General features: G+C 67.6%; 28 protein-coding genes. 12 read left to right on the plus strand and 16 right to left on the minus strand.

Going from position 1 to position 25,136, the window contains the following annotated elements:
* Nucleotides 1-49 precede the first annotated feature (49 nt).
* The 4 genes from AC07X4_RS15065 (at nt 50) to AC07X4_RS15080 (ending at nt 5,418) form a co-directional block, all read left to right on the plus strand.
* Nucleotides 50-1,261, plus strand: a complete 1,212-nt coding sequence (locus AC07X4_RS15065; RefSeq protein ID WP_121941800.1) for a M20 aminoacylase family protein — start codon at nt 50-52, stop codon at nt 1,259-1,261.
* A 101-nt stretch (nt 1,262-1,362) separates the two neighbouring features.
* Complete coding sequence (locus tag AC07X4_RS15070; protein ID WP_444824055.1) at nt 1,363-2,460, plus strand: M14 family metallopeptidase; 1,098 nt, start codon at nt 1,363-1,365, stop codon at nt 2,458-2,460.
* Nucleotides 2,461-2,617: 157 nt separating this feature from the next.
* Nucleotides 2,618-3,592 carry a helix-turn-helix transcriptional regulator gene (locus AC07X4_RS15075; protein WP_494740532.1) on the plus strand — a complete coding sequence of 325 codons (975 nt, stop codon included), beginning with the start codon at nt 2,618-2,620 and terminating at the stop codon, nt 3,590-3,592.
* Nucleotides 3,593-3,777: 185 nt separating this feature from the next.
* Nucleotides 3,778-5,418, plus strand: coding sequence for a tannase/feruloyl esterase family alpha/beta hydrolase (locus tag AC07X4_RS15080; protein WP_494740533.1), 1,641 nt, complete (start codon nt 3,778-3,780; stop codon nt 5,416-5,418).
* Nucleotides 5,419-5,476: 58 nt separating this feature from the next.
* On the opposite strand, the gene AC07X4_RS15085 is transcribed toward AC07X4_RS15080, so the two are convergent.
* The 4 genes from AC07X4_RS15085 to AC07X4_RS15100 form a co-directional block, all read right to left on the minus strand.
* Nucleotides 5,477-6,643: a mandelate racemase/muconate lactonizing enzyme family protein gene (locus AC07X4_RS15085; RefSeq protein ID WP_146870160.1), complete on the minus strand. Its 1,167-nt coding sequence runs from the start codon at nt 6,641-6,643 to the stop codon at nt 5,477-5,479.
* A 52-nt stretch (nt 6,644-6,695) separates the two neighbouring features.
* Nucleotides 6,696-7,394 carry an SDR family NAD(P)-dependent oxidoreductase gene (locus AC07X4_RS15090; protein ID WP_494740534.1) on the minus strand — a complete coding sequence of 233 codons (699 nt, stop codon included), beginning with the start codon at nt 7,392-7,394 and terminating at the stop codon, nt 6,696-6,698.
* A complete protein-coding gene (locus AC07X4_RS15095; protein WP_099731431.1) occupies nt 7,384-8,346 on the minus strand; it encodes a Bug family tripartite tricarboxylate transporter substrate binding protein in 963 nt (320 codons plus the stop codon). The genes AC07X4_RS15090 and AC07X4_RS15095 overlap by 11 nt, the downstream gene beginning before the upstream one ends.
* An 82-nt stretch (nt 8,347-8,428) precedes the next feature.
* A complete protein-coding gene (locus tag AC07X4_RS15100) occupies nt 8,429-9,367 on the minus strand; it encodes a dihydrodipicolinate synthase family protein (protein ID WP_056745719.1) in 939 nt (312 codons plus the stop codon).
* 118 nt (nt 9,368-9,485) lie between these two features.
* Between AC07X4_RS15100 and AC07X4_RS15105 the strand changes: the two genes are divergently transcribed.
* A complete protein-coding gene (locus tag AC07X4_RS15105; RefSeq protein ID WP_494740535.1) occupies nt 9,486-10,433 on the plus strand; it encodes a LysR family transcriptional regulator in 948 nt (315 codons plus the stop codon).
* Nucleotides 10,434-10,466: 33 nt separating this feature from the next.
* On the opposite strand, the gene AC07X4_RS15110 is transcribed toward AC07X4_RS15105, so the two are convergent.
* Complete coding sequence (locus tag AC07X4_RS15110; RefSeq protein ID WP_056059789.1) at nt 10,467-10,934, minus strand: nuclear transport factor 2 family protein; 468 nt, start codon at nt 10,932-10,934, stop codon at nt 10,467-10,469.
* An 88-nt stretch (nt 10,935-11,022) separates the two neighbouring features.
* On the opposite strand from AC07X4_RS15110, the gene AC07X4_RS15115 reads away from it, so the two are divergent.
* A complete protein-coding gene (locus tag AC07X4_RS15115; protein ID WP_494740536.1) occupies nt 11,023-11,631 on the plus strand; it encodes a TetR/AcrR family transcriptional regulator in 609 nt (202 codons plus the stop codon).
* A gap of 52 nt (nt 11,632-11,683) precedes the next feature.
* Here the strand turns inward: AC07X4_RS15115 and AC07X4_RS15120 are convergent, their stop codons facing one another.
* Both AC07X4_RS15120 and AC07X4_RS15125 read right to left on the minus strand, forming a co-directional pair.
* Nucleotides 11,684-12,286 carry a DUF922 domain-containing Zn-dependent protease gene (locus tag AC07X4_RS15120; RefSeq protein ID WP_494740537.1) on the minus strand — a complete coding sequence of 201 codons (603 nt, stop codon included), beginning with the start codon at nt 12,284-12,286 and terminating at the stop codon, nt 11,684-11,686.
* Nucleotides 12,274-13,908 (minus strand): wax ester/triacylglycerol synthase family O-acyltransferase, encoded by a 1,635-nt coding sequence (locus AC07X4_RS15125; RefSeq protein WP_494740538.1) that lies wholly within the window; start codon nt 13,906-13,908, stop codon nt 12,274-12,276. Before AC07X4_RS15125 ends, AC07X4_RS15120 begins: the two co-directional genes overlap by 13 nt.
* Nucleotides 13,909-14,057: 149 nt before the next feature.
* Here AC07X4_RS15125 and AC07X4_RS15130 point away from each other — a divergent pair, with 149 nt between their 5' ends.
* On the plus strand, nt 14,058-14,312 hold the full coding sequence (locus AC07X4_RS15130; RefSeq protein WP_056745710.1) for an acyl-CoA-binding protein: 255 nt from the start codon (nt 14,058-14,060) through the stop codon (nt 14,310-14,312).
* A 64-nt stretch (nt 14,313-14,376) separates the two neighbouring features.
* On the opposite strand, the gene AC07X4_RS15135 is transcribed toward AC07X4_RS15130, so the two are convergent.
* Nucleotides 14,377-15,297 (minus strand): hydroxymethylglutaryl-CoA lyase, encoded by a 921-nt coding sequence (locus tag AC07X4_RS15135; protein WP_494740539.1) that lies wholly within the window; start codon nt 15,295-15,297, stop codon nt 14,377-14,379.
* A 201-nt stretch (nt 15,298-15,498) separates the two neighbouring features.
* Between AC07X4_RS15135 and ocd the strand changes: the two genes are divergently transcribed.
* Nucleotides 15,499-16,560: an ornithine cyclodeaminase gene (ocd, locus tag AC07X4_RS15140; RefSeq protein WP_436074367.1), complete on the plus strand. Its 1,062-nt coding sequence runs from the start codon at nt 15,499-15,501 to the stop codon at nt 16,558-16,560.
* A gap of 21 nt (nt 16,561-16,581) precedes the next feature.
* Here ocd and AC07X4_RS15145 read toward each other — a convergent pair whose 3' ends face one another.
* From AC07X4_RS15145 to AC07X4_RS15155, 3 genes are read right to left on the minus strand one after another with little or no spacing between them, the layout of a single operon-like run.
* Complete coding sequence (locus tag AC07X4_RS15145) at nt 16,582-17,289, minus strand: nitroreductase (RefSeq protein WP_108498750.1); 708 nt, start codon at nt 17,287-17,289, stop codon at nt 16,582-16,584.
* A gap of 8 nt (nt 17,290-17,297) precedes the next feature.
* Nucleotides 17,298-17,705, minus strand: a complete 408-nt coding sequence (locus AC07X4_RS15150; RefSeq protein WP_108498749.1) for a polyhydroxyalkanoic acid system family protein — start codon at nt 17,703-17,705, stop codon at nt 17,298-17,300.
* A complete protein-coding gene (locus AC07X4_RS15155) occupies nt 17,698-18,870 on the minus strand; it encodes an aminopeptidase (protein ID WP_494740540.1) in 1,173 nt (390 codons plus the stop codon). The genes AC07X4_RS15150 and AC07X4_RS15155 overlap by 8 nt, the downstream gene beginning before the upstream one ends.
* A gap of 81 nt (nt 18,871-18,951) precedes the next feature.
* On the opposite strand from AC07X4_RS15155, the gene AC07X4_RS15160 reads away from it, so the two are divergent.
* Complete coding sequence (locus AC07X4_RS15160; protein WP_146870146.1) at nt 18,952-19,626, plus strand: DNA-3-methyladenine glycosylase I; 675 nt, start codon at nt 18,952-18,954, stop codon at nt 19,624-19,626.
* 4 nt (nt 19,627-19,630) lie between these two features.
* Here the strand turns inward: AC07X4_RS15160 and AC07X4_RS15165 are convergent, their stop codons facing one another.
* The 5 genes from AC07X4_RS15165 to phnF are packed head-to-tail and all read right to left on the minus strand — an operon-like array spanning nt 19,631 to nt 23,397.
* Nucleotides 19,631-20,830 carry an MFS transporter gene (locus AC07X4_RS15165; RefSeq protein WP_146870145.1) on the minus strand — a complete coding sequence of 400 codons (1,200 nt, stop codon included), beginning with the start codon at nt 20,828-20,830 and terminating at the stop codon, nt 19,631-19,633.
* Nucleotides 20,831-20,869: 39 nt separating this feature from the next.
* Complete coding sequence (gene arsC / locus AC07X4_RS15170) at nt 20,870-21,292, minus strand: arsenate reductase (glutaredoxin) (RefSeq protein ID WP_494740541.1); 423 nt, start codon at nt 21,290-21,292, stop codon at nt 20,870-20,872.
* Complete coding sequence (gene phnN, locus AC07X4_RS15175) at nt 21,289-21,903, minus strand: phosphonate metabolism protein/1,5-bisphosphokinase (PRPP-forming) PhnN (protein ID WP_146870143.1); 615 nt, start codon at nt 21,901-21,903, stop codon at nt 21,289-21,291. The genes arsC and phnN overlap by 4 nt, the downstream gene beginning before the upstream one ends.
* Nucleotides 21,900-22,628, minus strand: a complete 729-nt coding sequence (locus AC07X4_RS15180) for a DUF1045 domain-containing protein (protein ID WP_494740542.1) — start codon at nt 22,626-22,628, stop codon at nt 21,900-21,902. Before AC07X4_RS15180 ends, phnN begins: the two co-directional genes overlap by 4 nt.
* Nucleotides 22,615-23,397: a phosphonate metabolism transcriptional regulator PhnF gene (gene phnF / locus AC07X4_RS15185; RefSeq protein WP_444824042.1), complete on the minus strand. Its 783-nt coding sequence runs from the start codon at nt 23,395-23,397 to the stop codon at nt 22,615-22,617. The genes AC07X4_RS15180 and phnF overlap by 14 nt, the downstream gene beginning before the upstream one ends.
* A 75-nt stretch (nt 23,398-23,472) precedes the next feature.
* Here phnF and phnG point away from each other — a divergent pair, with 75 nt between their 5' ends.
* The 3 genes from phnG to AC07X4_RS15200 form a co-directional block, all read left to right on the plus strand.
* Nucleotides 23,473-23,985, plus strand: a complete 513-nt coding sequence (gene phnG / locus AC07X4_RS15190; RefSeq protein ID WP_494740543.1) for a phosphonate C-P lyase system protein PhnG — start codon at nt 23,473-23,475, stop codon at nt 23,983-23,985.
* A complete protein-coding gene (gene phnH, locus AC07X4_RS15195) occupies nt 23,982-24,620 on the plus strand; it encodes a phosphonate C-P lyase system protein PhnH (protein WP_494740544.1) in 639 nt (212 codons plus the stop codon). The genes phnG and phnH overlap by 4 nt, the downstream gene beginning before the upstream one ends.
* 2 nt (nt 24,621-24,622) lie before the next feature.
* A partial coding sequence (locus tag AC07X4_RS15200) for a carbon-phosphorus lyase complex subunit PhnI (RefSeq protein WP_494740545.1) occupies nt 24,623-25,136 on the plus strand: 514 nt, incomplete at its 3' end.

The following is a 25,136-nucleotide window of genomic DNA, read 5'->3' on the forward strand; positions in this document are numbered from 1 at the left end:
CACGTGTGTTGCTGTCGGGCTAGACTGTGAGATCGTAAGGACACATATCATGAACGTTATTGACTCCATCGTCACCCAGGCGGCCAGTATTGCAGCGGTGCGCCGGGACATTCACGCCCACCCCGAGCTGTGCTTCGAAGAGGTGCGCACCGCCGACGTGGTGGCGCAAAAGCTCACCGAGTGGGGCATTCCCATCCACCGGGGTATGGGCAAAACGGGCGTGGTGGGCATCGTCAAGGGGCGCGACGGTGGCGCCAGTGGCCGCGCGATTGGCCTGCGCGCCGACATGGACGCACTGCCCATGCAGGAGTTCAACACCTTCGCCCACGCCAGCAAACACCAGGGCAAGATGCACGCCTGCGGCCACGACGGCCATGTGGCCATGCTGCTGGCGGCGGCCCAGCACTTTGCCAAGCACCGCAACTTTGACGGCACCGTGTACCTGATCTTCCAGCCCGCCGAAGAGGGCGGCGGCGGTGCCCGCGTGATGATCGAGGACGGCCTGTTCGAGCAGTTCCCCATGGAAGCCGTGTACGGCATGCACAACTGGCCCGGCATGCCCGTGGGCACCTTTGCCGTGAGCCCCGGCCCGGTGATGGCATCGACCAGCGAGTTCAAGATCACCCTGCGTGGCAAGGGCGGCCATGCGGCGCTGCCGCACACCGGTATTGACCCGGTGCCGATTGCCTGCGGCATGGTGCAGTCCTTCCAGACCATCATCAGCCGCAACAAGAAGCCCGTGGACGCCGGCGTGATCTCGGTCACCATGATCCACGCGGGCGAGGCCACCAACGTGATTCCCGACAGCGTCGAGCTGCAGGGCACGGTGCGCACCTTCACCACCGAAGTGACGGACCTCATTGAAAAGCGCATGCGCCAGATCGCCGAGAACCACTGCGCTGCGCACGATGCCACCTGCGAGTTCGAGTTTGTGCGTAACTACCCGCCCACCGTCAACTCCCCCGCCGAGGCCGAATTTGCCCGCAAGGTCATGACCGGTATCGTGGGGGAAGAGCGTGTGGTGGTTCAGGAGCCCACCATGGGCGCCGAAGACTTTGCCTACATGCTGCAGGCCAAACCCGGTGCGTACTGCTTCATCGCCAACGGCGACGGCGCCCACCGCGAGATGGGCCACGGCGGCGGCCCCTGCATGCTGCACAACCCCAGCTACGACTTCAACGACGACCTGATCCCGCTGGGCGCGACCTACTGGGTCAAGCTGGCCGAGGAATGGCTGGCCCAGCCCGCCAAAGCGGCCTGAAGCAGCTTGGCGCGCCGTTGATCCTCCTCCACCCGGGCGTGCGCAGCGCGCGTGCCCGGGTTTTCTTTTTGTCTTCCCACTGACTCCTGAAAGCCCTGCCCATGACCGGAATCGTTGAAGCCTTCTCGCCCAGCTACGCCCAGGCGCGCACAAAGTTTCTGGAGGCCGCCGCAGCCGCCGGCCTGTCCATCGAATCGCACGCCCACCCACTCAAGGGCCGCGACGGCGAAGACCTGGCCATGGACGTGGTGCGTGACGGCCCGGCCGATGCCAAAAAGCTGCTCATCGTGAGCAGCGCCTGCCATGGCGTCGAGGGCTACTGCGGCAGCGGCGTGCAGGTGTTTGCGCTGCACGATGCCGAGTGGCGCGCGAAGGCGCGCGATGCCGGTGTGGCCACGCTCTACATCCACGCGCTCAACCCGTATGGCTTCTCGCACGTGCGCCGCTTCACACACGAGAACGTGGACCTGAACCGCAACTTCCAGGACTTCAGCAAGCCCCTGCCCGTGAACACGGCCTACCGCGAGGTGCAGCCCCTGCTGCTGCCCGAGCAGTGGCCACCCGGCCCTGAGAACCAGGCAGCGGTGGCGGAGTACATCGCCACCAAGGGCGAGGCCGCGTGGCAGGCCGCCATCTCGCAAGGCCAGCACGAGTTTCCGCAGGGCGTGTTCTTTGGCGGCACCGAGCCCACCTGGAGCAACCGCACGCTGCGCCAGGTGCTGCGCCAGCACGGTGCGGCCGCGTCGAAGATCGCCTGGATCGACCTGCACACGGGCCTGGGCCCCAGCGGCCATGGCGAGCGCATCTACGCGGGCAATGACAACGCCGTGGCCGTGGCCCGGGCGCGCGCCTGGTGGGACGGCGGCGGCGCCACGCCGGTCACGTCGATCTACGACGGCTCGTCCACCTCGGCCTTCCTCACCGGCCTGATGTGGACCTCGATCTACGACGAGTGCCCCCATGCCGAATACACCGGCATTGCCATGGAGTACGGCACCGTGCCCGTGCTCGATGTGATGAACGCCATCCGTGCCGAGCAATGGCTCCAACTGCACCCCGAAACTCCGGCTGACAAGGCTGCCCAGATCAAGGCGCAAATGCTGGCGGCCTTCTACACCGACACGGATGTGTGGAAGGGCCAGATCATCAGCCAGGCACGGCAGTCGATGTTCCAGGCGGTGAACGGGTTGACGGCCTGATTTTGTGTTCCAGAGGCCTCGGGCGCTAGTGCTATATGCCTGAGATGCTATCAATATGGTAGTTGGTGCGCAGGGGTTTGGCGGGTAGTACGGGTTCAGGAGGGTTGGGGTTGCCACCGTGGGGCGGCTACCATCGCCCCAAAAACCAGGAGACACCATGGCCTCTGACCCTCTGCGTGCGCTGAGCCGCAGCCTGCTCCGGCTGTCGGAGCAAGCCCAGCAGGTGGCCCCGCAGGACTTGCTGCACCAGGCCATGCAGACCTTGCAGGGGCTGGTGCCGTTTGATTCCGCCTGGTGGGGCGAGGTCTCGGCGGGCGATGTGCAGGTGGCACCCCGCAACTGGCTGCACGGCAGCATTGGCCTGAGCCGCAGTTTTGCGCAGGAGTGGAATGCGCTGGCGGCGGTGGACCTGTTTGGGCTGCAGTCCATGCAGCAGCTGGGGGTGGTGATCCGTGAGCGTGACGTGGTGGGCCCGTTACCCGAGCACCCGGAGGTGGCCGCCTTCAGCCAGCGCCACGGCCTGTACCACTGCATGGCCCTTACGGCCGAGCTGCCCCACAGCGGGCTCATGTTTTTTGTCTCCATCTACCGCCCGCCAACGCGGCCGGAATTCTCGGACGGAGAGACCGTGCTGTTCGGCGAATTCGTCCTGCACCTGTTGCAGCAGTGGCACCACCGGCTGCAGCGCCTGCAAAGCGACACGCCCGGCCGCCCCTGGGACAGCTTTGCCCTGGTCCGGCCGTCGGGCGAACTGCTGTTTGCCGGGCTGCGCATCAGCCGGGCGTTGGGCGAGGCCAGCCCCGGCTGGCACGGCACCCACCTGCCGCCGGTGGTGGCGCAGGCGCTGGCGGGTGCGCCCTGCACCCTGTCGGTGGGCAAGGCCTGCCGCCTGCGCTTGGAGCCCTGCGGGCCACTGGTGGCCGTGAGCCTGGCGTCGCGCCAGCACAAGCAAGCCCTGGCACCGCGCGAGCTGAGTGCCGCCATGCTGTACGCCCAGGGCCGCTCGCACAAGGACATTGCGGCCACGCTGGGCCTCACGCCCGCCACGGTGCGCACCTACCTGCGCACGGCCTATGCCGCGCTGGGCGTGAGCAACAAGCTGGAGCTGGTGGCCGCGCTGCGCCACCAGTAGCGATCGGCGGCGGGGTGCCCCGCGCGGGTTTGCAGGGCTCGGTAGTTTCCCGCTCCCTCTGCATTTGCAGAGGCTGCAACCGCGCCGCCTTTTCCTATCGTCCGCACCGGAGTCCAGTCGCTGGTGCCGGTCATGCCGCCGCCCCGCTGGGCTCCTGAAGAACCGCCATAACAGGAGACCCTTGCATGTTCCCGAACCCCCACCCCTTCGCCGTGGCGTCCCGACGCCACCCTCACCCCCTGGCACGCGCAGGGCGATGGACCGCTGTCTGCACCCTGGGTGCTGTGGCAGCCCTGGCCCTGACCGCCTGCGGCGGCGGCAGCGACGCCAATCCCCCGCTGGCCAGCAAGCCCCTGGCTGAGGCCTGTGCCGCCTACGCATCCACCGCCTTGCCCCATGGCGCCAAGGTCACCCGTACCGAGCTGCGCAAGGCCGAGGGCACGTTGCCCGACGTGTGCATCGTGCGCGGGCAGATCGTCTCGTCGCCCGAGTCCACCATCAACTGGGCGGTGGAGCTGCCCACGCTGACCCAGTGGAACGGCAAGACGCTGACCATTGGTGGTGGCGGCTTTGACGGCTTCATCCCCACCGACGACCCGTGGTACCAGCAGCTGGTGGGCCCGTCGGCCAACCCGTACGTGAAGATCAGCTCCGACTCCGGCCACCAGATCCGCGGCTTTGCCTGGGGCAAGAGCGACGTGGCGCTGCGCAACCACGCGTTCGACGCCAACCATTTCGTTCTGGAGGTGGGCACTTCCATCGCCACCGAGTTCTATGGCAAGCGCCCCGTGCGGCGCTACCACATGGGCCATTCCAACGGCGGTCGGTCGGGGCTCATCTCCACGCAGAAGTACCCCAAGGACTACGACGGCGTGGTGGCCATGGAGCCCGCCATCAGCCAGCAGGCGCACCAGGTCAACCTGGGGCCCACGGTGCTGCGCCACATCTTCAAGAGCCGCGACAACTGGATGAGCCCCGCCAAGATCGCGCTGTATGCCAAGGCCGAGGTGGCGGCGTGTGATGGCCTCGATGGCCTGAAGGACGGCATCATCGGCAACATCGAGGCGTGCAACTACGTGCCCACTGAGCTGCTGTGCCAGGGGGCGGACAACGACAGCTGCCTCACGGCCGGCCAGATCGAATCCATCCGCCTCATCTACAGCGACCACAAGACACCCGTGACCCTGTCGCGCGGTGCCGTGGGCTACCCGCGCTATGGCCGGGGCGGGGCGTCCACCTCCGACTGGCAGTCGTACATGTTCGGCACCAGCTTTGACGCGCCCGATTCGTTCAACCACATGGCCGTAACGGAAGCCGCACGCCTGGTGGAGGGCAACCCCAACGCCAACATCCTGAGCCACGACCCCACGCAGTACCAGGCGCAGTACGCGCGGCTGGCCGAGATGATTGATGGCACGGACCCCGACATCTCCGCCTTTGCCGACAACGGCGGCAAGCTGCTGATCTGGTACGGCCTGGGCGACACCTGCGTGTCGCTGTACCGCACGGCAGACTATTTCGACACGGTCAAGCAGCGCCTGGGCGCCAGCAAGGTGCAGGGCTTTGCGCGCATGGTCACCTCGCCCTCCAACGGGCATGACCTGGACGGCGCAGGCACCGAGCCGCGCTCCATCGACCTGCTCGCCGCCATGGACGCCTGGGTGGAAAAGGGCGCGGCGCCTGACAAACTGGTCGCCACGAAGTTCGCCCCCGGCACCAGCACCCCCGTGGCCCAGCGCCCGGTGTGCGAGTACCCCAAGTTCCCGCGCTACAACGGCACGGGCGATCCGGCCAAGGCCGAGAGCTTTACCTGCTCTGCGACCTGAACGCGGTGCTGGATGCAAAAAGGCACGCCCCTGGGCGTGCCTTTTTTGTGTCCAGTCGTCAGGATGCCAGCGCGCGCATCTCTGCGATCAGGTCCGACTTGCCTTCGAAGCCGATGCCCGGCAGCGGCGGCAGCGTCACGTAGCCGTTCTCGACCTTCACGCCATCGGGGAAGCCACCGTAGGGCTGGAACAGATCGGGGTAGCTCTCGTTGCCGCCCAGGCCCAGGCCTGCCGCGATCGCCAGCGACATCTGGTGGCCCCCGTGTGGAATGCAGCGGCTGGGGGACCAGCCGTATTCCTTGAGCATGTCGAGCGTGCGCAGGTACTCCACCAGGCCGTAGCTGAGCGCGCAGTCAAACTGCAGCCAGTCGCGGTCCTTGTGCATGCCGCCGTGGCGGATCAGGTTGCGCGCGTCCTGCATCGAGAACAGGTTCTCGCCCGTGGCCATGGGGCCCTTGTAAACCTCGCCCAGCTTCGCCTGCAGCTCGTAGTCCAGCGGGTCGCCCGCTTCCTCGTACCAGAACAGCGGGTACTGCGACAGGGCCTTGCCGTAGTCGATGGCGGTCTTCAGGTCGAAGCGGCCGTTGGCGTCCACTGCCAGTTGCTGGCCCGGGCCCAGGATCTTGAGCACTGACTCGATGCGCTCGCAGTCTTCGGCCAGCGTGGCCCCGCCGATCTTCATCTTGACCACCGAGTAGCCGCGCGCCAGGTAGCTTTCCATTTCCTTCTTGAGGCCGTCGAGCCCCTTGCCGGGGTAGTAGTAGCCGCCGGCGGCGTAGACAAACACGCGCGGGTTGGGCGTGCCGTTGCCGTAGCGCTCGGCCAGCAGCTGGAACAGCGGCTTTCCGGCAATCTTGGCCGTGGCGTCCCACACGGCCATGTCGATGGTGCCCACGGCCACCGAGCGCTCGCCGTGGCCGCCGGGTTTTTCGTTGATCATCATGCGGGCCCAGACCTTGTGCGGGTCCAGGTTCTCGCCCGTCTCGTCCAGCAGGCTGGCCGGCTCAGCCTCCAGCACGCGGGGGATGAATCGGTCGCGCATCAGCGCGCCCTGGCCGTAGCGGCCGTTGGAGTTGAAGCCGTAGCCGATCACCGGCTTGCCATCGCGGATCACGTCGGTGACCACGGCCACGAGGCTCAGCGTCATCTTCGAGAAGTCGATGTAGGCGTTGCGGATGTCCGACTTGATGGGACGGGTCGATTCGAGGATGTTGACGATCTTCATGGTGGTCGCGTTGGTTGGCAAAGAGGGAAAGGGGCGGGATCAAAAGGAAAGATCAGCGGGCGAGCGAAGAGCCCCCGCAGATCGCGATGTCCTGCCCCGTGATGGCGGCGGCAGATTCAGACAGAAGAAAGCCCACCAGTGCGGCAATCTCGGCAGGCTCGATCAGGCGGCCGATGGGCGGCTGGCGCGGTGCACTGCCCTGGCGGGCGGGGTCGTTCAGCATGCCGGTGGCGGTGGCTGCGGGCGAGACGACATTCACCGTCACGCCCTGCGCGGCCACCTCGGCCGCCCAGCTGCGCGCCAGTGCAATCAGCGCGGCCTTGGTCGCGGCGTACTGACCGCGCCCGGCCATGCCCTGCGCCACGCGGCTGCCAATGAACACCACGCGCCCCTGGCCGCGCTGGGCCATGCCGGGCACGATGGCATCGGCCAGCCGGGTGGCGGCATCCACATGCAGCCGCCACATCAGCTCGCCGCCCGCATGGTCGAGCTGGCCCAGCGGCCCCACGCGCAGCACGCCGGCCGCATGGACCAGCGCGTCCACGCCGGGCAGTGCAGCGGCCACGCGGGCGATATCGGCACCATCGGCCAGGTTGACCGGTGTATGGGTGAACGAGGGGTGAACGACCGTCGCCTGGGCCACATCGAGGCCCGTCACGCGCCAGCCGACGGCCAGCAGCGACTCGGCGATGCTGCGGCCTATGCCGCTGCTGCTGCCGGTGACGATGGCGTGGCGGGCATTACTCGACACGGATGTTCCCTTCGGTGACGATCTTCTGCGAGCGCTCCATGTCGCTGCGCTGGAACTTCGCAAAATCCTCCACGCTGCCCGGTGTGGTCAGCAGCCCTTGCTCCTTGAGCTTGGGCGTCATCTCGGCCAGGGCCTTGTTCACCTCGGTGTTCAGCCGCTGGGTGATGTCCGCCGGCAGCTTGGCCGGGCCCCACAGGCCATACCAGCTGTAGAACTCGTAGCCCGGAATCGTCTCGCCCACCGTGGGCACGTCGGGCAAGCTCGCGGCGCGCTGGGCGGAGGTGACGGCCACCACGCGCAGCATGCCGCTCTTGTGGTACTGCAGAGACCCCAGGATGGGGTCGATGAACCCGTCGATCTGTCCGCCGATCAGGTCCTGGAACGCAGGCGCCGTGCCCTTGTAGGGCACGATCAGGTAGTCGAGGTTGCCTGCGCGCTTGAGCAGTTCGGTCGAGAGGTGCCCGGCCGACCCGATGGAACCCACGGCGAAGGTCATCTTGCCGGGGTTGGCTTTGGCGTAGGCCATCAGCGACTTGATGTCGGTGACCGGCAGGTTCTTGTTGATGGCCACCGACAGCGGGGCCTTGGCCACCAGCGCCACGGGCGTGAAGTCCTTGACCACGCCGTAGGGCACGGACTTCATGGTCATGGGCGCCGTGGTGAAGGTGGATGCGTTGAACAGCAGCGTGTAGCCGTCGGCCGGGGCCTTGGCCACCACGTCGCCGCCGATCACGCCGTTGCCGCCCGCCTTGTTCTCGACGATGAAGTTCTGGCCCATCTGGTCGCCCAGCTTTTGCGCGAGCATGCGGCCCACGGTGTCGAGCGTGCCGCCTGGCGGAAAGGGGATGACCATCCGGATGGGCTTGGTGGGGTAAGCCTGTGCAAAGCTGCTGGCCGCCATCGCGAGTGTGGCTACACCCAGGGCGGCGCGGAGGAAAAGGTGGCGTTGCATGGTGTCTTGTCTCCTTGTCGGTTTTCTTGTGTGCAATCAGGCCCCGGGAGACTCAAAATCCCCCGCGCCTCGGAGGGACCGCTCAGCGCTTGAGCAGGCCGGCCTGCTTCACTGCAGCGCGCAGCGCTTCGACTTCCTTGGCGTTGGGCGCCTCGGTCGGTGGGCGCACGGTGGCGTCGTCGATCACGCCTGCCAGGTACATGCCACCCTTCATGCGGGCGTGGGCCTCGCCAGTGGGCTCGCCGCCGCCGTACACCGCGTCCTTCAGGGGCGTGATGACAGCCTGCACCGCCATGGCTTTCTTCAAGTCGCCGGCCTTCACCGCATTCCACAGATCGATGATGAGCTGGGGGATGAAGGTCGCAAAACCCACCAGCGCGCCGTCCACGCCCTGCACCATCGAGGCCAGCAGGTATTCGTCGTGGCAGGTCAGGATGGCCTTGGACGCGTCGGCCTCGCGGATCGCCTGGATGTCGCGGGCGTACTTGTTCATGTCGCGCTGGCCCACCTTGAAGGCCTGCAGGTAGGGCAACCGGGCCAGGTCGGCCAGCAGCTGCGACGAGTACGAGGCACGCGTCCAGGCCGGGTAGACGTGGCAGACCAGATCGGCGTTGGGCGCCGCCTTGTGGATGGCCTCGAAGTACTGCAGTGCATGGCCGGGCGTGAAGCCAAAGCGCAGCCAGTGGTGCGGGGGCATCACGTCCAGCGCCACGGCACCAGCCTCGACGGCAGCACGGGCATGGTCGGCCGCGTCGGCCAGGCCTTCGCAGACGATGGACGAAATGACAGGCATGCGCCCCTTGAGTTCGTCGGCCACGATGCGGGTGACCTCGGCGCGTTCAGCCGGGGTGAGGGAGAACACCTCGCCGGTGTGGCCGTTGGTCATGACGGCCACCACGCCCTCGTGGCCCGCCAGCCAGGCGGCGAGCTTGCGCAGCGCGGGCTCGTCGATGCGGTGGTCGGGGGTGAAGGGGCACGAGATGGCGGGGATGATCCCGCGATAATTCGAGATGGCAGGCATGCTTTCTTGTCTCCGTTGGAAAAGCTGGTGAACAACGGGGTGGATCATTCCGCGCCATGCTGCAGCGGTCCAATACTCGAATCGCATACAACTATCTACCGATCCATCGCGGAGACACATGGGACCCGGCAACCGACCCCTGGACCTGGAATGGCTGGAGGATTTCCTCGCCCTGGCCGAGACGGGCAATTTCTCGCGTGCGGCGGAGGCCCGCGCCATTGCCCAGCCCGCCTTCAGCCGCCATATCCGCGCCCTGGAAGACTGGGTGGGCGTGGAGCTGTTCGACCGCAGTGCCCATCCTGCGGCGCTCACGGCGGCAGGCCAGCGCTTTTTGCCGCTGCTCGAAACCATCCTGGCCAATCTGGAGGCCGCCCGCATCAAGGCCCGCGCTGCACACGACCTGGCGGCTGCCAGCCTGCGCTTTGCGGCCACGCACGTGCTCTCGCTCACGTTCTTTCCGCGCTGGCTGGTGGGCATGGAGGCACGCCTGCGGCTGGGGCCCATCCAGACCATGTCCGACAGCTCGCAGGCCTGCGAAGACCTGATGCTCCAGCGGCGTGTGCAGTTTGTGCTGTGCCATGGCCACGCCGAGGTGCCGGGGCGCCTGGACGAGGCGCAGTACCCCATGTGCCGCCTGGCGGACGACCGGCTGCTGCCAGTCAGTGCGCCGCAGCCCGGCGGCGCAGCAGGCCAGCCGCTGCACGCCCTCGGCCAGCAGGCCCCGGTGCCCGTGCTGGCCTACAGCGAGGCGTCGGGCCTGGGCCGCATCATGCGGGCCCGCATGCGCGGGGTGTTCGCTGACGGTGCTGACGGCCCGGTGGTGGTGGTGTTCACCGCGCACCACGCGGTGTTGCTCAAGACCCTGGCCCAGGAAGGGCGGGGCGTGGCCTGGCTGCCCGAAAGCCTGATTGCCGACGAGTTGCGCGCCGGCACGCTGGTGGCTGCCGGGGGTGCCGACTGGAACGTGCCGGTGCAGATTCGCCTGTACCGCCAGCGTGCCGAGATGTCGCCAGTGGCCGAGTCCTTGTGGGAACTGGCGGTGGCGCAGGTGGCACCGCAGGCCTGAGCCCTTGCCGTCCCCCTGGCTGGCAGCCGATTCTTAAAGGCCCAGGTCGCTCAGCCCCGGATGGTCGTCTGGCCGGCGCCCCAGCGGCCAGAAGAACAGCCGGTCTGCGGCCTGGATGGGGCGGTCGTTGATGCTGGCGTGGCGCACGGCCATCAGGCCTGCGTCGTTGAACTCCCAGTTCTCGTTGCCGTAGCTGCGGTACCACTGGCCTGCGTCGTCATGCCATTCGTAGGCAAACCGCACGGCGATGCGGTGGCCGCTGAACGCCCACAGCTCCTTGATGAGGCGGTAGTCCAGTTCGCGTGCCCACTTGCGCTCCAGCAGCTGCCGGGCGGCCTCGCGGCCCACGGGGAACTCGGCGCGGTTGCGCCAGCGCGTGTCTTCGGTGTAGGCCAGGGCCACGCGGGCAGGGTCGCGCGAGTTCCAGCCGTCTTCGGCCAGGCGCACTTTTTGGACGGCGGTGTGTTGGGTAAAGGGGGGCAAAGGCGGGCGTGTTTCCATGGGAACCTCGACGATGAAGGGTTATGTAGACAGGTCTGTCTACGTGCCATCATAAAGCCATGTAGACAGACTTGTCTACAATGAGCGAATGACCTTTGATCCTCTCCCTGTCGGCTGGCAGGACCTGCCCGCCCGAGACCGCCTGCTGCACACGGCGCACGCGCTGTTCTACCGGGATGGCATCCGCGCCACGGGCATCGACCGGGTGATTGCGGAGTCTGGCGTGACCAAGGTGACCTTCTACCGGCATTTCCCGAGCAAGAACGCGCTCATCTGTGCGTATCTGGAGTACCGGCACGCGGGCTGGATGGGCTGGTTCGCCGACGCGCTGCAGCGCCATGCGCACGCGCTGCCCTCAGGGGCGGATCGCACGCGGGCATTGGCGCCTGCCCTGGCGGAATGGTTGGGCAGCAAGCACTTTCGGGGCTGTGCCTTCATCAACAGCGTGAGCGAGTTGGGAGACACAGTGCCGGAGGTGCTGGAGATTGCGCAGCGCCACAAGCGCGACATGACGGCGTTGCTGGCTGCCTTGTTGCCTGCGCCTTCCCACCGTGCGCAGGACGCGCAGGCGCTCACCCTGGTGGTGGAGGGCGCCATCGTGCGCGCGCAGATGGGCGAACCTGTGGCCTCTGTGGTGGCCGCAGTGTCCCGCCTGACGGATGCGCTGGTGGCGGCGCCTCCTCAGCGCAAGGGGTGAGCCTGCCGGTCGATAGAAAAGATGGGAACGCTCCTGGTGGTCGACCGGGCGGTCAGTCCAGTCGCGCGCCTTGTGTGGCACCGTGGCGGGTGCGCTGGTCGTACTGCTTCTCGCGCGCCATGTGGTCCTGCAGCAGCCGGTGGCCCAAGGCGTTGGCTTCGCGCTCCAGCGTGGCGCAGTCGGACGCTGCGGGCATCTGGCGGATGGCCTGGTCAATGGCCTGCGCTGCGTCGCGCCCGATCTGCACATGGCCTTGCTCGTGGTGGGACAGCGCCTGCAAATAGCGGTCAAAAACCGCCTGCTGCGACGGGCTGGCGGCCTGCAGGTCGGGCAGCTGCACTTCGGTGCGCAGCCGGGTGTTGACTTCGGTGATCGCACAGCGGCCCGAGGCTTCGCGCCACCAGCGGAAGGTCCAGCGCACGTTCCAGCGGGTGTAGCCATGAAAGCGCTGTCCACCCACCGAAATGGGGGTTGCAGCATGCAGGGCCTCGCGCAGTGTCTCTCCGGGCTGGGCGCGCACCACGTAGGGCCGCTGGGTGCTTTCTTCCTCCACGGCCGCGTGTGCCCCGCCCGCAGACAGCAGCAAGGCCACCACCCACCCCAGACGCACGCAGGGTGGTGGCTCTGGCAACGCAGATGCGTTCAGTCGCCCCACGGCAGCATCAGCGTGAGCAGCGACAGCTGGTCGAACTCGGGCGCAAAGGCATCAATGATCTGCTGCGGCTCGGGGCACAGGGTGGTGTCGGTGATCACGCCAAACTGCACGCCGCCGCCGTAGCTGAGGATGGAGACCCCCAGGCCGATGTCACCCGACTGCGGCACCCAGAACATGCACTGCGTGACGCGTGCGCCGCACAGCGTGAGCTGCTCCTTGGGGCCGGGCACGTTGGTCATCACCGCCGTGGTCTTGCGGCCAAACAGGTTGAGCAGTGCGTCCTGCGCGGGCTTGATCATCAGGCCTGCCACGGCGAGCATGGCAAACGCCAGGATGGGCTGGGTGCTGCCCTTGAGCGCGTTCATGCGCTTGCGCACTTCGTACACGCGCTCGACTGGGTTGGCCACGCCAATCGGCAGCACCAGCGGCACCAGGCCAAAGCGGTTGCCCAGCTTCCAGGCCTCTTCCATGGGGCGCAGATTCACCGGGATCATCGCGCGGATCTCCTGGCCCGTGGGGTCGTCGCCCTGGCTGCGCAGGTAGCCGCCGATGGCGCCCGCCACACACGACAGCAACACATCGTTGATGGAGCAGTTGAGTGCTTTGCCGATGGCCTTGACCTCTTCGAGCGGAATCGGTGGGCACCAGGCCACGCGCTTGGCGCTGCCGGGCTGGCCCTTCAGGCGCGTGGACGAGTCGTCTGGCATCAGCGCCAATGCCGCCGCGTCGCTGACGAGTTGGTAGGCCACGCGGGCCATGTCCATGGTGCCGGTCAGCCCGTGGTGCATGGCCTTTTCCGGGTCGCCCAGCATCTGCAACGACTTGGCGGCGCTGTCGCCCGCCAGGTCCAGAGCCTTGACGGTGAGGCCGGTGAAGGGTTTGATGAGTGCGTCGGCGATCCAGTCCTCGGCGGTGGCGGCTTCCTTGTCTGCCCGCGCCTTGCGCTTGGGGGGCTCCGAGCCGCCGTCCACCAGCGACATGGTCACCGAGATGAGTGCAATGCCGTCGGCAATGCAGTGGTGGATGCGCACGATGAGCGCGCTGCCTTTCGCGCCGTCATCACCCACAAAGTCTTCGATCAGGTGCATTTGCCACAGCGGGCGGCGTGTATCGAGCGGCTGCATGGCGAGTTCGCCCACGCGGTCCTGCAGTGCGCGCTGCATGCTGTGGCCTGTGCGGTGGGGCAGCTTTTCGCGCAGCACATGCGCAGCAATGTCGAAGTTGCGGTCCTCCACCCAGGTGGCGCCTGCGGCATCTTCCACCACCCGCTGGCGAAAGCGCGGGTACTGCAGCAGGCGCTGCTGTACGCGTTCGCACAACGCCTCCCAGGTGATGCCGGGTGACAGGGTCCACACGCCGTTGATCATCATCAGGTTGCTGTGCGAATCCATGCGCAGCCAGGCGGTATCGACCTTGCTCATGCGTTCGCCCGACAGGCCCAGCATGCCGGTGGCCGCGCGGCGCACGTTCTTCTGCACCACGGTGGCGGCCTTGCGGGCTGCGGGGGGCAGGGCCTGGGCGGCCTTGCGTGCCACCTCAGGCGCCTGGTCGCGCATGGTGCGCAGGGGGCTCGTGCTGCGGCCTGGGGCGGCTTTGCGGGGGGCTGGAATGCGGGTCACCATCAGATGTACACCTATTGTTTGATTTTTGGGGGCTTGCCTCTATGGATTGAGCGGCCCCGGGCCGTGCTCAGCCCGTAAGATACAACGCAGCAAACCCTTGCCGACACCGTTCTTTCCCTCCCCCCACACATCCCAAGGAGCACACCGACATGGCCGACCTCAATGCCACCTTCGAAGCCGCCGTGGCCAATTCCAAGAACCTGAGCGAGCGTCCCGACAACGCCACGCTGCTCAAGATCTACGCGCTGTACAAGCAAGCCACCGCCGGCGACAACACCGAGAAGAAGCCCAGCTTCTCCGACATGGTGGGCCGTGCCAAGTGGGACGCCTGGGAAAAGCTCAAGGGCACGGGTGCCGACGAGGCCAAGCAACTGTATGTGGACCTGATCACCTCGCTGAGCTGATACGGCGGTGACCCCCAAAGAAAAAGGCGACCTTGGTCGCCTTTTTCTTTGGGGGCAGAGGCGCCTAACGCTGGACCCACCCCTTGGGCAGCCCGGCTTCCGGCGTCATGCCGTAGACCGCCTCGCCCGGCAACCCCGCCTGCAGCGGCACGCGGGCGGCCATCAGGCGCTCCAGGTCCACCCCCGTGGCAATGCCCATGGCGTCGAACATGAACACCAGGTCTTCGGTCACCACGTTGCCCGACGCGCCCGGCGCATAGGGGCAGCCGCCCAGGCCGCCCAGCGACGCATCAAAGGTGCGCACTCCCACGTCGTAGGCCGCCAGGCAGTTGGCCAGCCCCAGCCCGCGGGTGTTGTGCATGTGGGCCGCACCGGCCTTGGCACCCAGCTCGGCGCGCAGGCGCGTGAACAGGCGGCGCACCTGCGCCGGGTTGGCCATGCCGGTGGTGTCCGACAGGCCCACCTCGTCGGCGCCGGCCTCGGCGCACAGGCCTGCGAGCCAGATCACATCGTCCTCGGGCACCACGCCCTGCAGCGTGCAGCCAAAGGCGGTGGACAACCCCACCTCCACCAGCACGCCGGGCGCCTGCGCGTTACGCAGCTGTGCCACGGCGCGCACCTCCTCGACCATGGCCTCGCGTGTCTTGCGCACATTGGCCAGCGAATGGGCAGCACTGGCCGACACCGGCAGGGTGACCTTGTGCACCCCTGCTGCCAGCGCCGCCTCGGCGCCGCGCAGGTTGGGCGCCAGGGCCATCACGGTGATGCCAGGGTGGGTGAGCGCGTGCCGCACCACTTCGGCCACATCGGCCATCTGGGGCAGCAGGCGGGCGGGCACGAAGGAGCCGACTTCGATCTCGCGCAGGCCGGCCGCCACCAGGGCGTCGATCCAGCGCAGCTTGTCGGCCGTGGGCATGGTGGCTTTGACGGACTGCAGGCCATCGCGCGGGCCGACTTCGCTGATGAGGACTTGGGGTTGCGTCATGGTGCTGGACGGAGGATGCCGCCGAGGATAGCGCGCTGGCGCTGCCAGAAGGTGCTCTGGGGGTTTTGAACAAAGTGGCAATTTGTGATGCCATACCGGCAAACAGCCCAGCAATATGCAGCAGATTGGGCGATTCCCATTGTTTTGGCGCTTCGGGACACTGCTTGGAGCCGTATCCATTCCCATTCGGAGACAAGCGCCATGCCCTCACACCATCCTTTTTCCACCCGCTACCTCAGTGCCACCGATGTCATCGACATGGTGCAGCGCAAAGGCGTCGAGGCCTGCCTGCGCGGCATTGCCGACTACATCCTGGCCGACTTTCTGCGCTGGGGCGCGTTCGACAAATCCGCACGTGTGGCCAGCCACTCGCGCGACGGCGTGATCGAACTCATGCCCATTGCCGATGACCAGACCTATGCGTTCAAGTACGTCAACGGCCACCCCAAGAACACGCGCTGGGGCCTGCCTACGGTGATGGCGTTTGGCGTGCTGGCCGATGTGGCCACGGGCGCGCCGCTGCTGCTGAGCGAACTCACGCTCACCACCGCCCTGCGCACCGCCGCCATGTCGGCCGTGGCCGCCCGCGCCCTGGCGCGGCCTGGCAGCCGCACCATGGCGCTGATCGGCAACGGCGCCCAAAGCGAGTTCCAGGCACTGGCCTTCCACCACCTGCTGGGCATCACCACGCTGCGGCTGTTTGATACCGACCCGGCCGCCACCGCCAAGCTGCAGGCCAACCTGCAAGGCACAGGCCTGCGCACCGTGGCCTGCAACAGCACGGCCGAGGCCGTGCGCGGCGCCGACGTCGTGACCACGGTGACGGCCGACAAGACCAACGCCACCATCCTCACGCCCGGCATGCTGGCGCCCGGCATGCACATCAACGCCGTGGGGGGCGACTGCCCCGGCAAGACCGAGCTGCATGCCGACGTGCTGCGCCAGGCCCAGGTGTTTGTGGAATACGCCCCGCAGACGCGCATCGAAGGCGACATCCAGCAGCTGCCGGCCGACTTTGGGGTGACCGAGCTGTGGGAAGTGCTGGCAGGCCAACACACCGGCCGGGCCAGCGATGCCGCAATAACGGTGTTTGACTCCGTAGGCTTTGCGCTGGAGGACTTTTCTGCGCTGCGCTTCTTGCGCGATACGGCCGCCGAGCTGGGCATGGGCCAACCCATCGAACTCATCCCCCAGCTGTCAGACCCCAAGAACCTGTTTGGGCTGCTGCGCACGCACAACCCCCTGCTGCGCGCTGTGGCCTGACGCCAGTCCGGTCACCCGTTCTCAGTCCCTCCAGACCACGCTGCTGGCGGAGTCGGCGCGTGTGGTGCGGAAATGGTTGGCCGGGTGGGCCGGGTCCGCCATGCCAAAGGAGATGCCGCAGACGATGCTGCGGTCGTTGCCAATGCCCAGCACCTCGCGCAGCACGCCGGGGTAGGACGCGAGCGCCGCCTGTGCGATGGAGCCCACGCCCATACTGTGCGCGGCCAGCATGAAGTTGCTCACATACGCGCCACAGTCCACCGCACCATAGACGCCCAGTGCCTCGTCGCTGGTGACGATGGCCACATGCGGTGCGCCGAACATCGTGAAGTTCTGCGCCGCCTGGCGGGCCGAGGCTTCGCGGTCGCCCTTGGCAATGCCCAGGGCTTCGTACAGGCCCCAGCCGCATTCGCGCCGCCGTTCCTGGTACACGCCCCGGTATTCGCGGGGCCAGGGCAGGTCGGGGTTGGGGGCTGCGGTGGTCGTCATGTGCGACTGCAGTGCACTGCGCAGGCGCTCCAGCGTGGCGCCGCTGGCTATGGTGAGCTGCCAGGGCTGCGCGTTGCACCACGATGCTGTGCGCTGCGCGGTGGCCAGGATGGCTTCGATGGTGCCGCGCGGCAACGGCTCGGGCAGAAAAGCGCGGCAGCTGTAGCGGGTGTGGAGCAGCGTGGAGAGGGTGTCAAACGCCGGGCTGTGGGCGGCGGTCTCGCTCGCGGTGGATGTCATGGCGGTGGCTAGGCCTTCTTGGCCTTGGCGGCAGGCTTGGCCGCTGCCTTGGGTGCCGGCTTGTCAGCATCCGCGTCTGCCGCCGCTTTCTTCTTGTCGGCCGCTGGCTTCTTGGCATTGGGGTGCGGTGCATTGAGCAGTGCATCCAGCTGTTCGCCAATTTCGGCCTCGATGCGGTCCTTGAACGCGCCGAACAGAAAGCCGAGCTGTGCCTTCATCTCGAACTGGTGCGCATCCACCAGCAGCGTGCCCTTGACGCCCGAGCGGGTGAAGGTGAGCAGGTCTTCCTTGTCCCCTTCTTCGTAGGTGCATTCCATGTCGAATTTTTCTTCGGCCTTTTCGGCCCAGGAGAAGGCGACCTTGCGGGCTTCCTTGAAGCCCAGGTGGTGTTCGCGGTGGATATGAATGTCAGGCACCGGCTGTCTCCTTGAGGTGTTGGGGGTCAGGTAAAAGGGCGCGCAGTGTGTCGTGCCGCTCGGGCAGGGGCTGCTGCGTCAGTTGTCGTACGGCATCATAAAACCGGGGCCAGTTGCGCCCCTCGCGTTCAAACAAGGCCTCGAACGCGGGCACCAGTTCGTCGTAGGCGGCCTGGGCGGCAAAACTGGCGTTGTTGGCCTGGGCCACCCAGCGGTCGTAGCCTGCCACCTGGGCAGTGGTGGCCCGGGGGGGCGTCCCGCCGGGCGTGTCCAGCCAGCGTGCGCGCAGTGCGGCATAGTCGTCTCGAAACGCTTGCATTGCTTCTTTTTTCATAGCACTCAAGGAATGATCTTCTGGCGCTTGAAGCTCCTTCTGCTCATAAATGGCCGCCAGGCGGGTGCGCGTGGCCCGGGTGAGCATGCGGAAGGCGCTGCGCCGCGCTTCGCTGGTGGCGTAGGCCTCGCGCGCGGCGGGGGTGGACTGCGTGGCCAGCCAACGCGCCACGCCAATGCGCTCCACCGCCGTGGCAAAGGACTCGTTGAACAAGGTGTCGTTCTTGGCATAGACCACCTGGTGCGCCAGCTCGTGGAACAGCAGGCGCACAAAGTCGCCCTCGGGCCAGGCGATGAAGGTGGACAGCAGCGGGTCGCCGCCCGCCCAGTTCATGTAGCCCAGCGTGGAGTAGGCGGGCACGCCGTACACCTCCACCTCCAGGCCCTGTGCGGACAGCTCGGCGGCCTCGGCCTGTGCCGCAGCCTCGGTGAAATAGCCCCGGTAGCCGATGCAGCCCGTGACCGGAAAGCACCAGGTGTGCAGCGTCAGCGAATAGGGCGGCGCGGCGACCACATTCCACACGGCGGCGGGGCGCTTCAGGTCGGCATAGCGGCGGTAGCTGGCGTTGTCGGGCAGGCCGAGTTCTGCCACAGCAAAGGCCCGCGCACGTTGCGCCAGCTGCAGCCGCTCGCGCAGGGCGGGCGAGATGTCCTTGCGCGCCACCCAGTCGTCAATCGGTTCTGCGGCATGCATGATCTGCATGTGCCCGCGCAGCGACTGCCAGTAGTAGCCCAGCGCGTTGGAGGGACCGGTGGTGCTGGCGCAGCCGGCCAGCACCAGGCAAAACATCAGGCTGAAAGTGGCCCGCAGGCGGGAAAGTGGCTGGCGCATGGGGGCAGTTTATGGGCAGATCGAACCCTTTGCGCTCGCCCTGTCAGCAGCCTGGCTGTGGTGGTTTCTAGAATGCCGCGCATGACCCCTTTGACCGCTCCCGATCCTGCTCGCCAACCCGCGCTGGCCGACGGCCTGTTCGCCGACGAGGCCGGTTGCCCGCGCTGCACCTGGTGCCAGTCCACGCCGCTGTACCGCCACTACCACGACACCGAGTGGGGCTTTCCGGTGGCCGACGACCGCAGGCTGTTCGAGAAGATCTGCCTGGAGGGTTTTCAATCGGGCCTGAGCTGGCTCACCATCCTGAACAAGCGCGAGGGCTTTCGCGCGGCGTTCGCGAACTTCGACGCCGAGCAGGTCGCAGCCTTCGGCCCGGCCGAGGTCGAGCGCCTGGTGCAGGACGCGGCCATCGTGCGCCACCGCGGCAAGATCGAGTCCACCATCAACAATGCCCACCGTGTGCTGGAGCTGCGGCGCGAGTTTGGTTCGCTGGCGCACTACGCCTGGCGCTACGAGCCCGCTGCCACCGACCGGCCCGAGCGCATCACGCGCGAAGTGGCGCGCACCCTGTCCACATCGCCGGCTTCCATTGCCATGTCCAAGGACCTGAAAAAGCGCGGCTGGAGCTTTGTGGGCCCGACCACGGTGTACGCCTTCATGCAGGCGATGGGGCTGGTCAATGACCACCTGGAAGGCTGCCACTCGCGCCCCGCTGCGCTCGCTGCGCGCAAGGCGTTTGTGGTGCCGCGCGGTTGATTGTTCAGACCCGCGCCACGGGACGCAGCAGCCACAGCGCTCCCAACGCGGCGAGGCCCAGCAGTGTGGTGAGCCACAGGGCCGCTGCCCCGGCGCTGTCCAGCAGCATGCCAAACAGCACCGGTGCAAACGCCTGCGCCACGCGGGCGGGCACCATCATCAGGCCCTGGCGCGCGCCGTAGCCTGCTGGCCCAAACAGCACCAGTGGCAGCGTGCCCTTGGCAATGGTCAGTATCCCGTTACCTGCCCCGTGCAGCACGGTGAACACCGCTGCCGCAGGCCCGCCCAGCACCATCAGCAGGCCCGCGCCCACAGGGTGTGCGGCGGCTGCCAGCTGGGCCGATAGCAGCGGGTGCAGGCGGCGCAGAAAACCAAACTCCAGCAGGCGTGCCGCCACCTGCGCAGGGCCCACCAGTGCCGCCAGGGCCACTGCCGCATGCAGCGACGTACCGCTGGCCTGCAGCAGGCGCGGCAGGTGGGCTGCCATGGCGGTGCTGGTGAACCACGTGACCGCAAACACAAAGGACAGCAGCACGGTGGTGCGCAGCGGGTGTGCTGGAGTGGGCGGGGCGGATACGGCCGTTTCTGTGGCGGGCGCTGCGATGGCGTCCGTCGATGGTTCGGGGGCCTTGTCTGCGGCGTCGGCGCGCGGCAGCCAGCCATTGAGCGGCACGCCCACCAGCAGGTGCAATGCGGCCCAGCCCGCACACGCGCCGCGCCAACCCCACTGCGTCTCCATCCAGGCCGACAGCGGCCAGCCCACGGTGCTGGCGAACCCCGCGATCAGCGTGATGCCGGTGATGGCGCTGCGCGCGCCCTGGCCGTACAGCCGCACCAGCGTGGCAAACGCCGCCTCGTACAGGCCCGACCCCATGGCCACGCCCATCAGCACCCACGCGGCAAACAGGCCCACCGGGCCTTGCGCCAGGGCCATGCCCGCCAGAGCAGCTGCAAACAACAGGTTGGTGCCCATCAGCACCGGGCGGCCGCCATGGCGGTCAATGGCGCGACCCGCGAAAGGCCCGAGCAGCGCCGACACGATGAGCGCCACGGAAAACGCGGCGAACACCGTGGGGGTGGCCACACCCAGGTCGCGCGCCATGGGCGCGGCCAGCATGGCAGGCAGGTAGTAGGACGAGGCCCAGGCCAGCGTCTGGGCCGTGCCCAGGCGCGCCACGGTCCAGCGTTGCGAGGCGGCGCTCATGCCGCGCGGTGGGCCATGGCGGGGGCGCGCGAGGTTGCCTCAGACACGCTGGCCCTGCGCGTTGATGACGACTTCGCCATCCTCCTTGGTGAAGGCACCTTGCTGCGGTGCGGGCAGGATGTCCAGCACTTTCTCGGACGGGCGGCACAGCCGCGTGCCCAGGGGCGTGACCACGATGGGGCGGTTGATGAGGATGGGGTGCTGCAGCATCGCGTCGATGAGCTGCGCGTCGGTGACGCCCGGTGCGTCCAGTTGCAGCTCGGCGAAGATCGCCTCCTTGGTGCGCACGGCGTTGATCACCGGCTCGCCTGTCGCTGCAATCAGCGCCACCAGCGTGGCACGGTCGGGCGGGGTTTGGAGGTATTCGATGACCTCGGGCTCCATGCCGCTGTTGCGGATCATGGCGAGGGTGTTGCGGGACGTGCCGCACTTGGGGTTGTGATAGATCGTGATGGTGGTCATGGCGTGCTGGAAAGTACGGAAACAATGGGCGAAAGTTTGCCACTGCGCTGGGGCCAGCCCGGTAAATTTTCCAACGCGTTTAGCAGCCGCAGGCCCGCATCGCCCAGCGCTCCGTCGTTGTGCACCTCCAGGCTGGCCGCGCCCGGCGGCGGGCTGTAGGCCAGCGCGCGCTGCACCCGGGCCTCCACCTCTTCGCGCGTCTCGCGGCCGCGCGCCAGCAGACGTCCGCGCAGCACCTGCGGGCTGGCGGTGATGTGCACGGCCACCAGGTCCGGGAAGCGCGCCAGGGCCTCGGGCAGGTAGGCGCGCGAGCCATTGAGCAGCACCCAGTGGCCCTGCGCCAGCGGCGCCAGTTGCGCATGCCGCACGCCGTAGCCCAGGCCGTTGGCCTGCCAGTGCAGGGCAAATGCGTGGTCGCTGCACAGCGCAACAAACGTTTGGGGCGAAACGCTTTCATGCACTTCGCCGGCAGACGTCGCGGCACGGCTGATGGTGCGCTGCGCCCAGTGCACGGGGCAGGGCTGGGGCAGGTGGGCGCGCAGCCAGTCCAGCAGGCTGTCCTTGCCCGCACCCGAGGGGCCCATGCAGTAGACCAGCCGGCCCGCGGTCATGCGCCCATCTCCAGGTGATCCAGCAGCACAAAGTCGGCGCCGGGTGTGGGCTCTGCGAACAAGGCCAGGCTGTTGAACTTGAGGATGGGCAGGTCCGAGAAGAACTCCTGCGCGGCCTCGAACACCAGCGCCTGCGTCTGTGTGTCCACCTGCGCCAGGCTGCCGGTGAGCGACAGGTGAAAGCGGAACTCGTCCAGCACAAAGGGGTAGCCCCATTGCTGCAGCAGCGCGTCTTGCCGGGCAGTGAGCCCCACCGAGCGGCGCCGGGCGAGGTCGGCGTCGGACAAGGGAGCGGCCAAGGGCTGGAGCGCCGTCACGCAGGTGGCGGCGGTCTCCTGGATCTGCGCATTGGCGAGGTGCAACGCCGGGGGCACCAGTGCCAGAAAGTCGTCGATGCGTTGCACCTGCAGGGGCGGCAGCACAAAGGGTTGCAGCCCGCGCGCCACGGACTGCACGGCCTGGTGCAGCGTGATCCAGTCGGCGCCGGGCGCCAGCGCAAACGGCGCCTTGAGTGTGGCGTGCCAGCCGTAGCGGCGGGGCGCTGCGGTCAGGCGGTGCAGGTCGTCCGCCGCCACGCCGTCGATGGCGAGCTGCTGCAGCGGCTGCAGCAGCGCAGCGCAGCGCCCCAGCCAGTGGCTGCCGGCGAGCCAGCCCAGGCTGCCCGGGTTGGGTGCGAAATAGACCGCATAGCGGTGGTGGGTGGGTGGCATGTCAGGCGTGTTCATCGTGGTCAATGGTCAGTTTCACGCGGTCGCCCGCAAACCAGGCGCGGGCCCATTCGATGGGCTTGCCTGCCAGGTCCACGTTCAGGCTCTCTACCTGTAGCACGGGGCGTGAGGTGGGCTGGCGCAGCTGGGCAGCCACTTCGGCGCTGGGCAGCTCGGCGGTGATGCGGCTTTCGCGGCGCGTGTAGTCTGCAACGCCGTGGGCGGTGAAGCCGGCGGTGATGGAGCCCGTTTCGCGCACCACGGCCGCCAGGTTTTCAAATCGGGGCAGGGGAAAGTAGCGCTCGCTGATGTGCAGGGGCTGGCCCTCGGCGTCGCCCCGCACGCGCAGCGCCAGCAGCGGGCTGCGCGCGGGCACCTGCAGCGCCTTGGCCAGCGCCGCCGTGGCGCGCGTGGTCTGGGCCTGCAGCACCACCAGGCTGCCGCGCAGACCGGCCTGTGCCAGGCCCTGCTGGTGGCGCGTGCGCTTGCCCAGCACCAGGTCCACCGCAAAGTCTTCCACATAGGTGCCGCTGCCCTGTGTGATGCGCACCAGCCCCTGGCTGCACAGGCTGGCGAGCGAGCGGCGAATGGTGTGGCGGTTCACGCCGAACTGCTCGGCCAGCGCGTGTTCCGAGGGCAGTCGCTGGCCTGGCGGATAGACGCCGCTGCCGATGGCCTCGGCCAACTCGGCGGCAATGCGCGTCCAGAAGCTGTCGCGCGCAGGGCGCAGTGGTGGTGCTTGCGGGACCTGCAACGGGGTCGTGAGAGAGGTGGTGCTGGCTGTCATGAAACCTACATGCGCGCTCTTTAAGCTGGCGCCAGTTGTTCAATTTGTCTATACAACTTTCAGGGTACCACTTCCATGTTTCAAGCCTTTGACAACCCGGGGCCGGGCCGCCCCCTGGGCCGCGCGCAGTGGATGGCGCTGCTGGCCCGGGCGCCGCTGGGGCTGCTCGAATCTGCGTTGCACGAGCACGCCACGCGCCCCGCGCGCTGGCTGCGTGCACCAGAGACCGGCCTGATGATGGTGCAGGGCCGCGCCGGTGGCACGGGCGAGCGCTTCAACCTGGGCGAGGTTACCGTCACCCGCTGCGCGCTGCGCGTGGCCGACACATCGGACGCCGCCGAGGCCACTGTGGGCGTGGCCTACGTGCTGGGCCGGTCGCACCGCCAGGTGCAGCTGGCGGCCCTGGCCGATGCGCTGCTGCAAGACCCTGTTCAGCAACCGGTGCTGGACGCAGAACTGCTCGAACCCATCCGCAACCACCTGCGCAACGCCCAGGCCGAGCGCCAGGCGCGGGCCGCCAGCACCAAGGTGGACTTTTTCACCGTGGCGCGCGAGAGCGGTTCTGACAACGATGAGGACACCGAATGAGCACGCCCCCCTTGGCATCGCTGGGTGCCGGATTTTCGAATGAAGCCTTTGGCAGCCAGGCGGTATTCCGCTCGGTGCTGCAGGCACTGTCGCACCCTGGTCGGACGGTGGCGGTAGAACACGACGCGCAGGCTCCTGCCGTGGGGCATGCCGCATCGGCTGCCGTGCTGCTGGCGCTGCTCGACAGCGACTGCACGTTGTGGCTCTCCCCCAGACTGGCAAACAGCGATGCCGGTGCCTGGCTGCGCTTTCACACAGGCTGCACTCTGGTGGCCGACGCTGCGCAGGCTCGTTTTGTGTGGGTGGCGCAGGGTGATGCGCTGCCTGCCCTGAACCGTCTGGCCCTGGGTACCGACATCTACCCCGATCAGTCAGCGACTTGCGTGGTCGATGTATCGCGTGCCGCCACCACGGTGGACGCGAGTGATGCGTGGCACTTGCGTGGCCCCGGCATCCAGGAGGTGGCGGCCTTGCAGGTGGATGGTTTGCCCGACGACTTCGAGGCCCAGTGGGCGGCCAACCATGGGGTGTTTCCACGCGGAGTGGATCTGCTGCTGGCCACTGCAGACCACATCGTGGGCCTGCCACGCACCACGCTGGCGACGCGCAGCGCCGCAGCCCTTCAGGAGGCCTGAGCATGTACGTAGCCGTCAAAGGCGGAGAAGCCGCCATTCTCAACAGCTACCAGTTGCTGGCTCGCCAGCGCCGGGGCGATGCCGCACAGCCTGAACTCTCGGTAGCGCAGATCCGCCAGCAGCTCAAGCTGGCGGTGGACCGCGTCATGACCGAGGGATCGGTGTACGACTCCGAGCTTGCGGCCCTGGCCATCAAGCAGGCAGCAGGCGACCTGGTGGAAGCCATCTTTTTGCTGCGCGCCTACCGCGCCACGCTGCCACGCCTGGGCACCACCTGCGCGCTGGACACCAGCCGCATGGCGCTGGACCGCCGCATCTCCGCCACCTTCAAGGACCTGCCTGGTGGCCAGGTGCTGGGCCCCACCTACGACTACACGCAGCGCCTGCTGGACTTCAAGCTGCTAGCCGAAGGCACGGTGACGCCGCCTGCCGCTGCAGCAGCTGTGGTGTCGCCCAGCCCCACACCCCGTGTGGTGGACCTGCTCAACCAGGAAGGCCTGATCGAAACCCGCCCCG

This window comes from Acidovorax sp. GW460-11-11-14-LB4, from assembly GCF_059423685.1.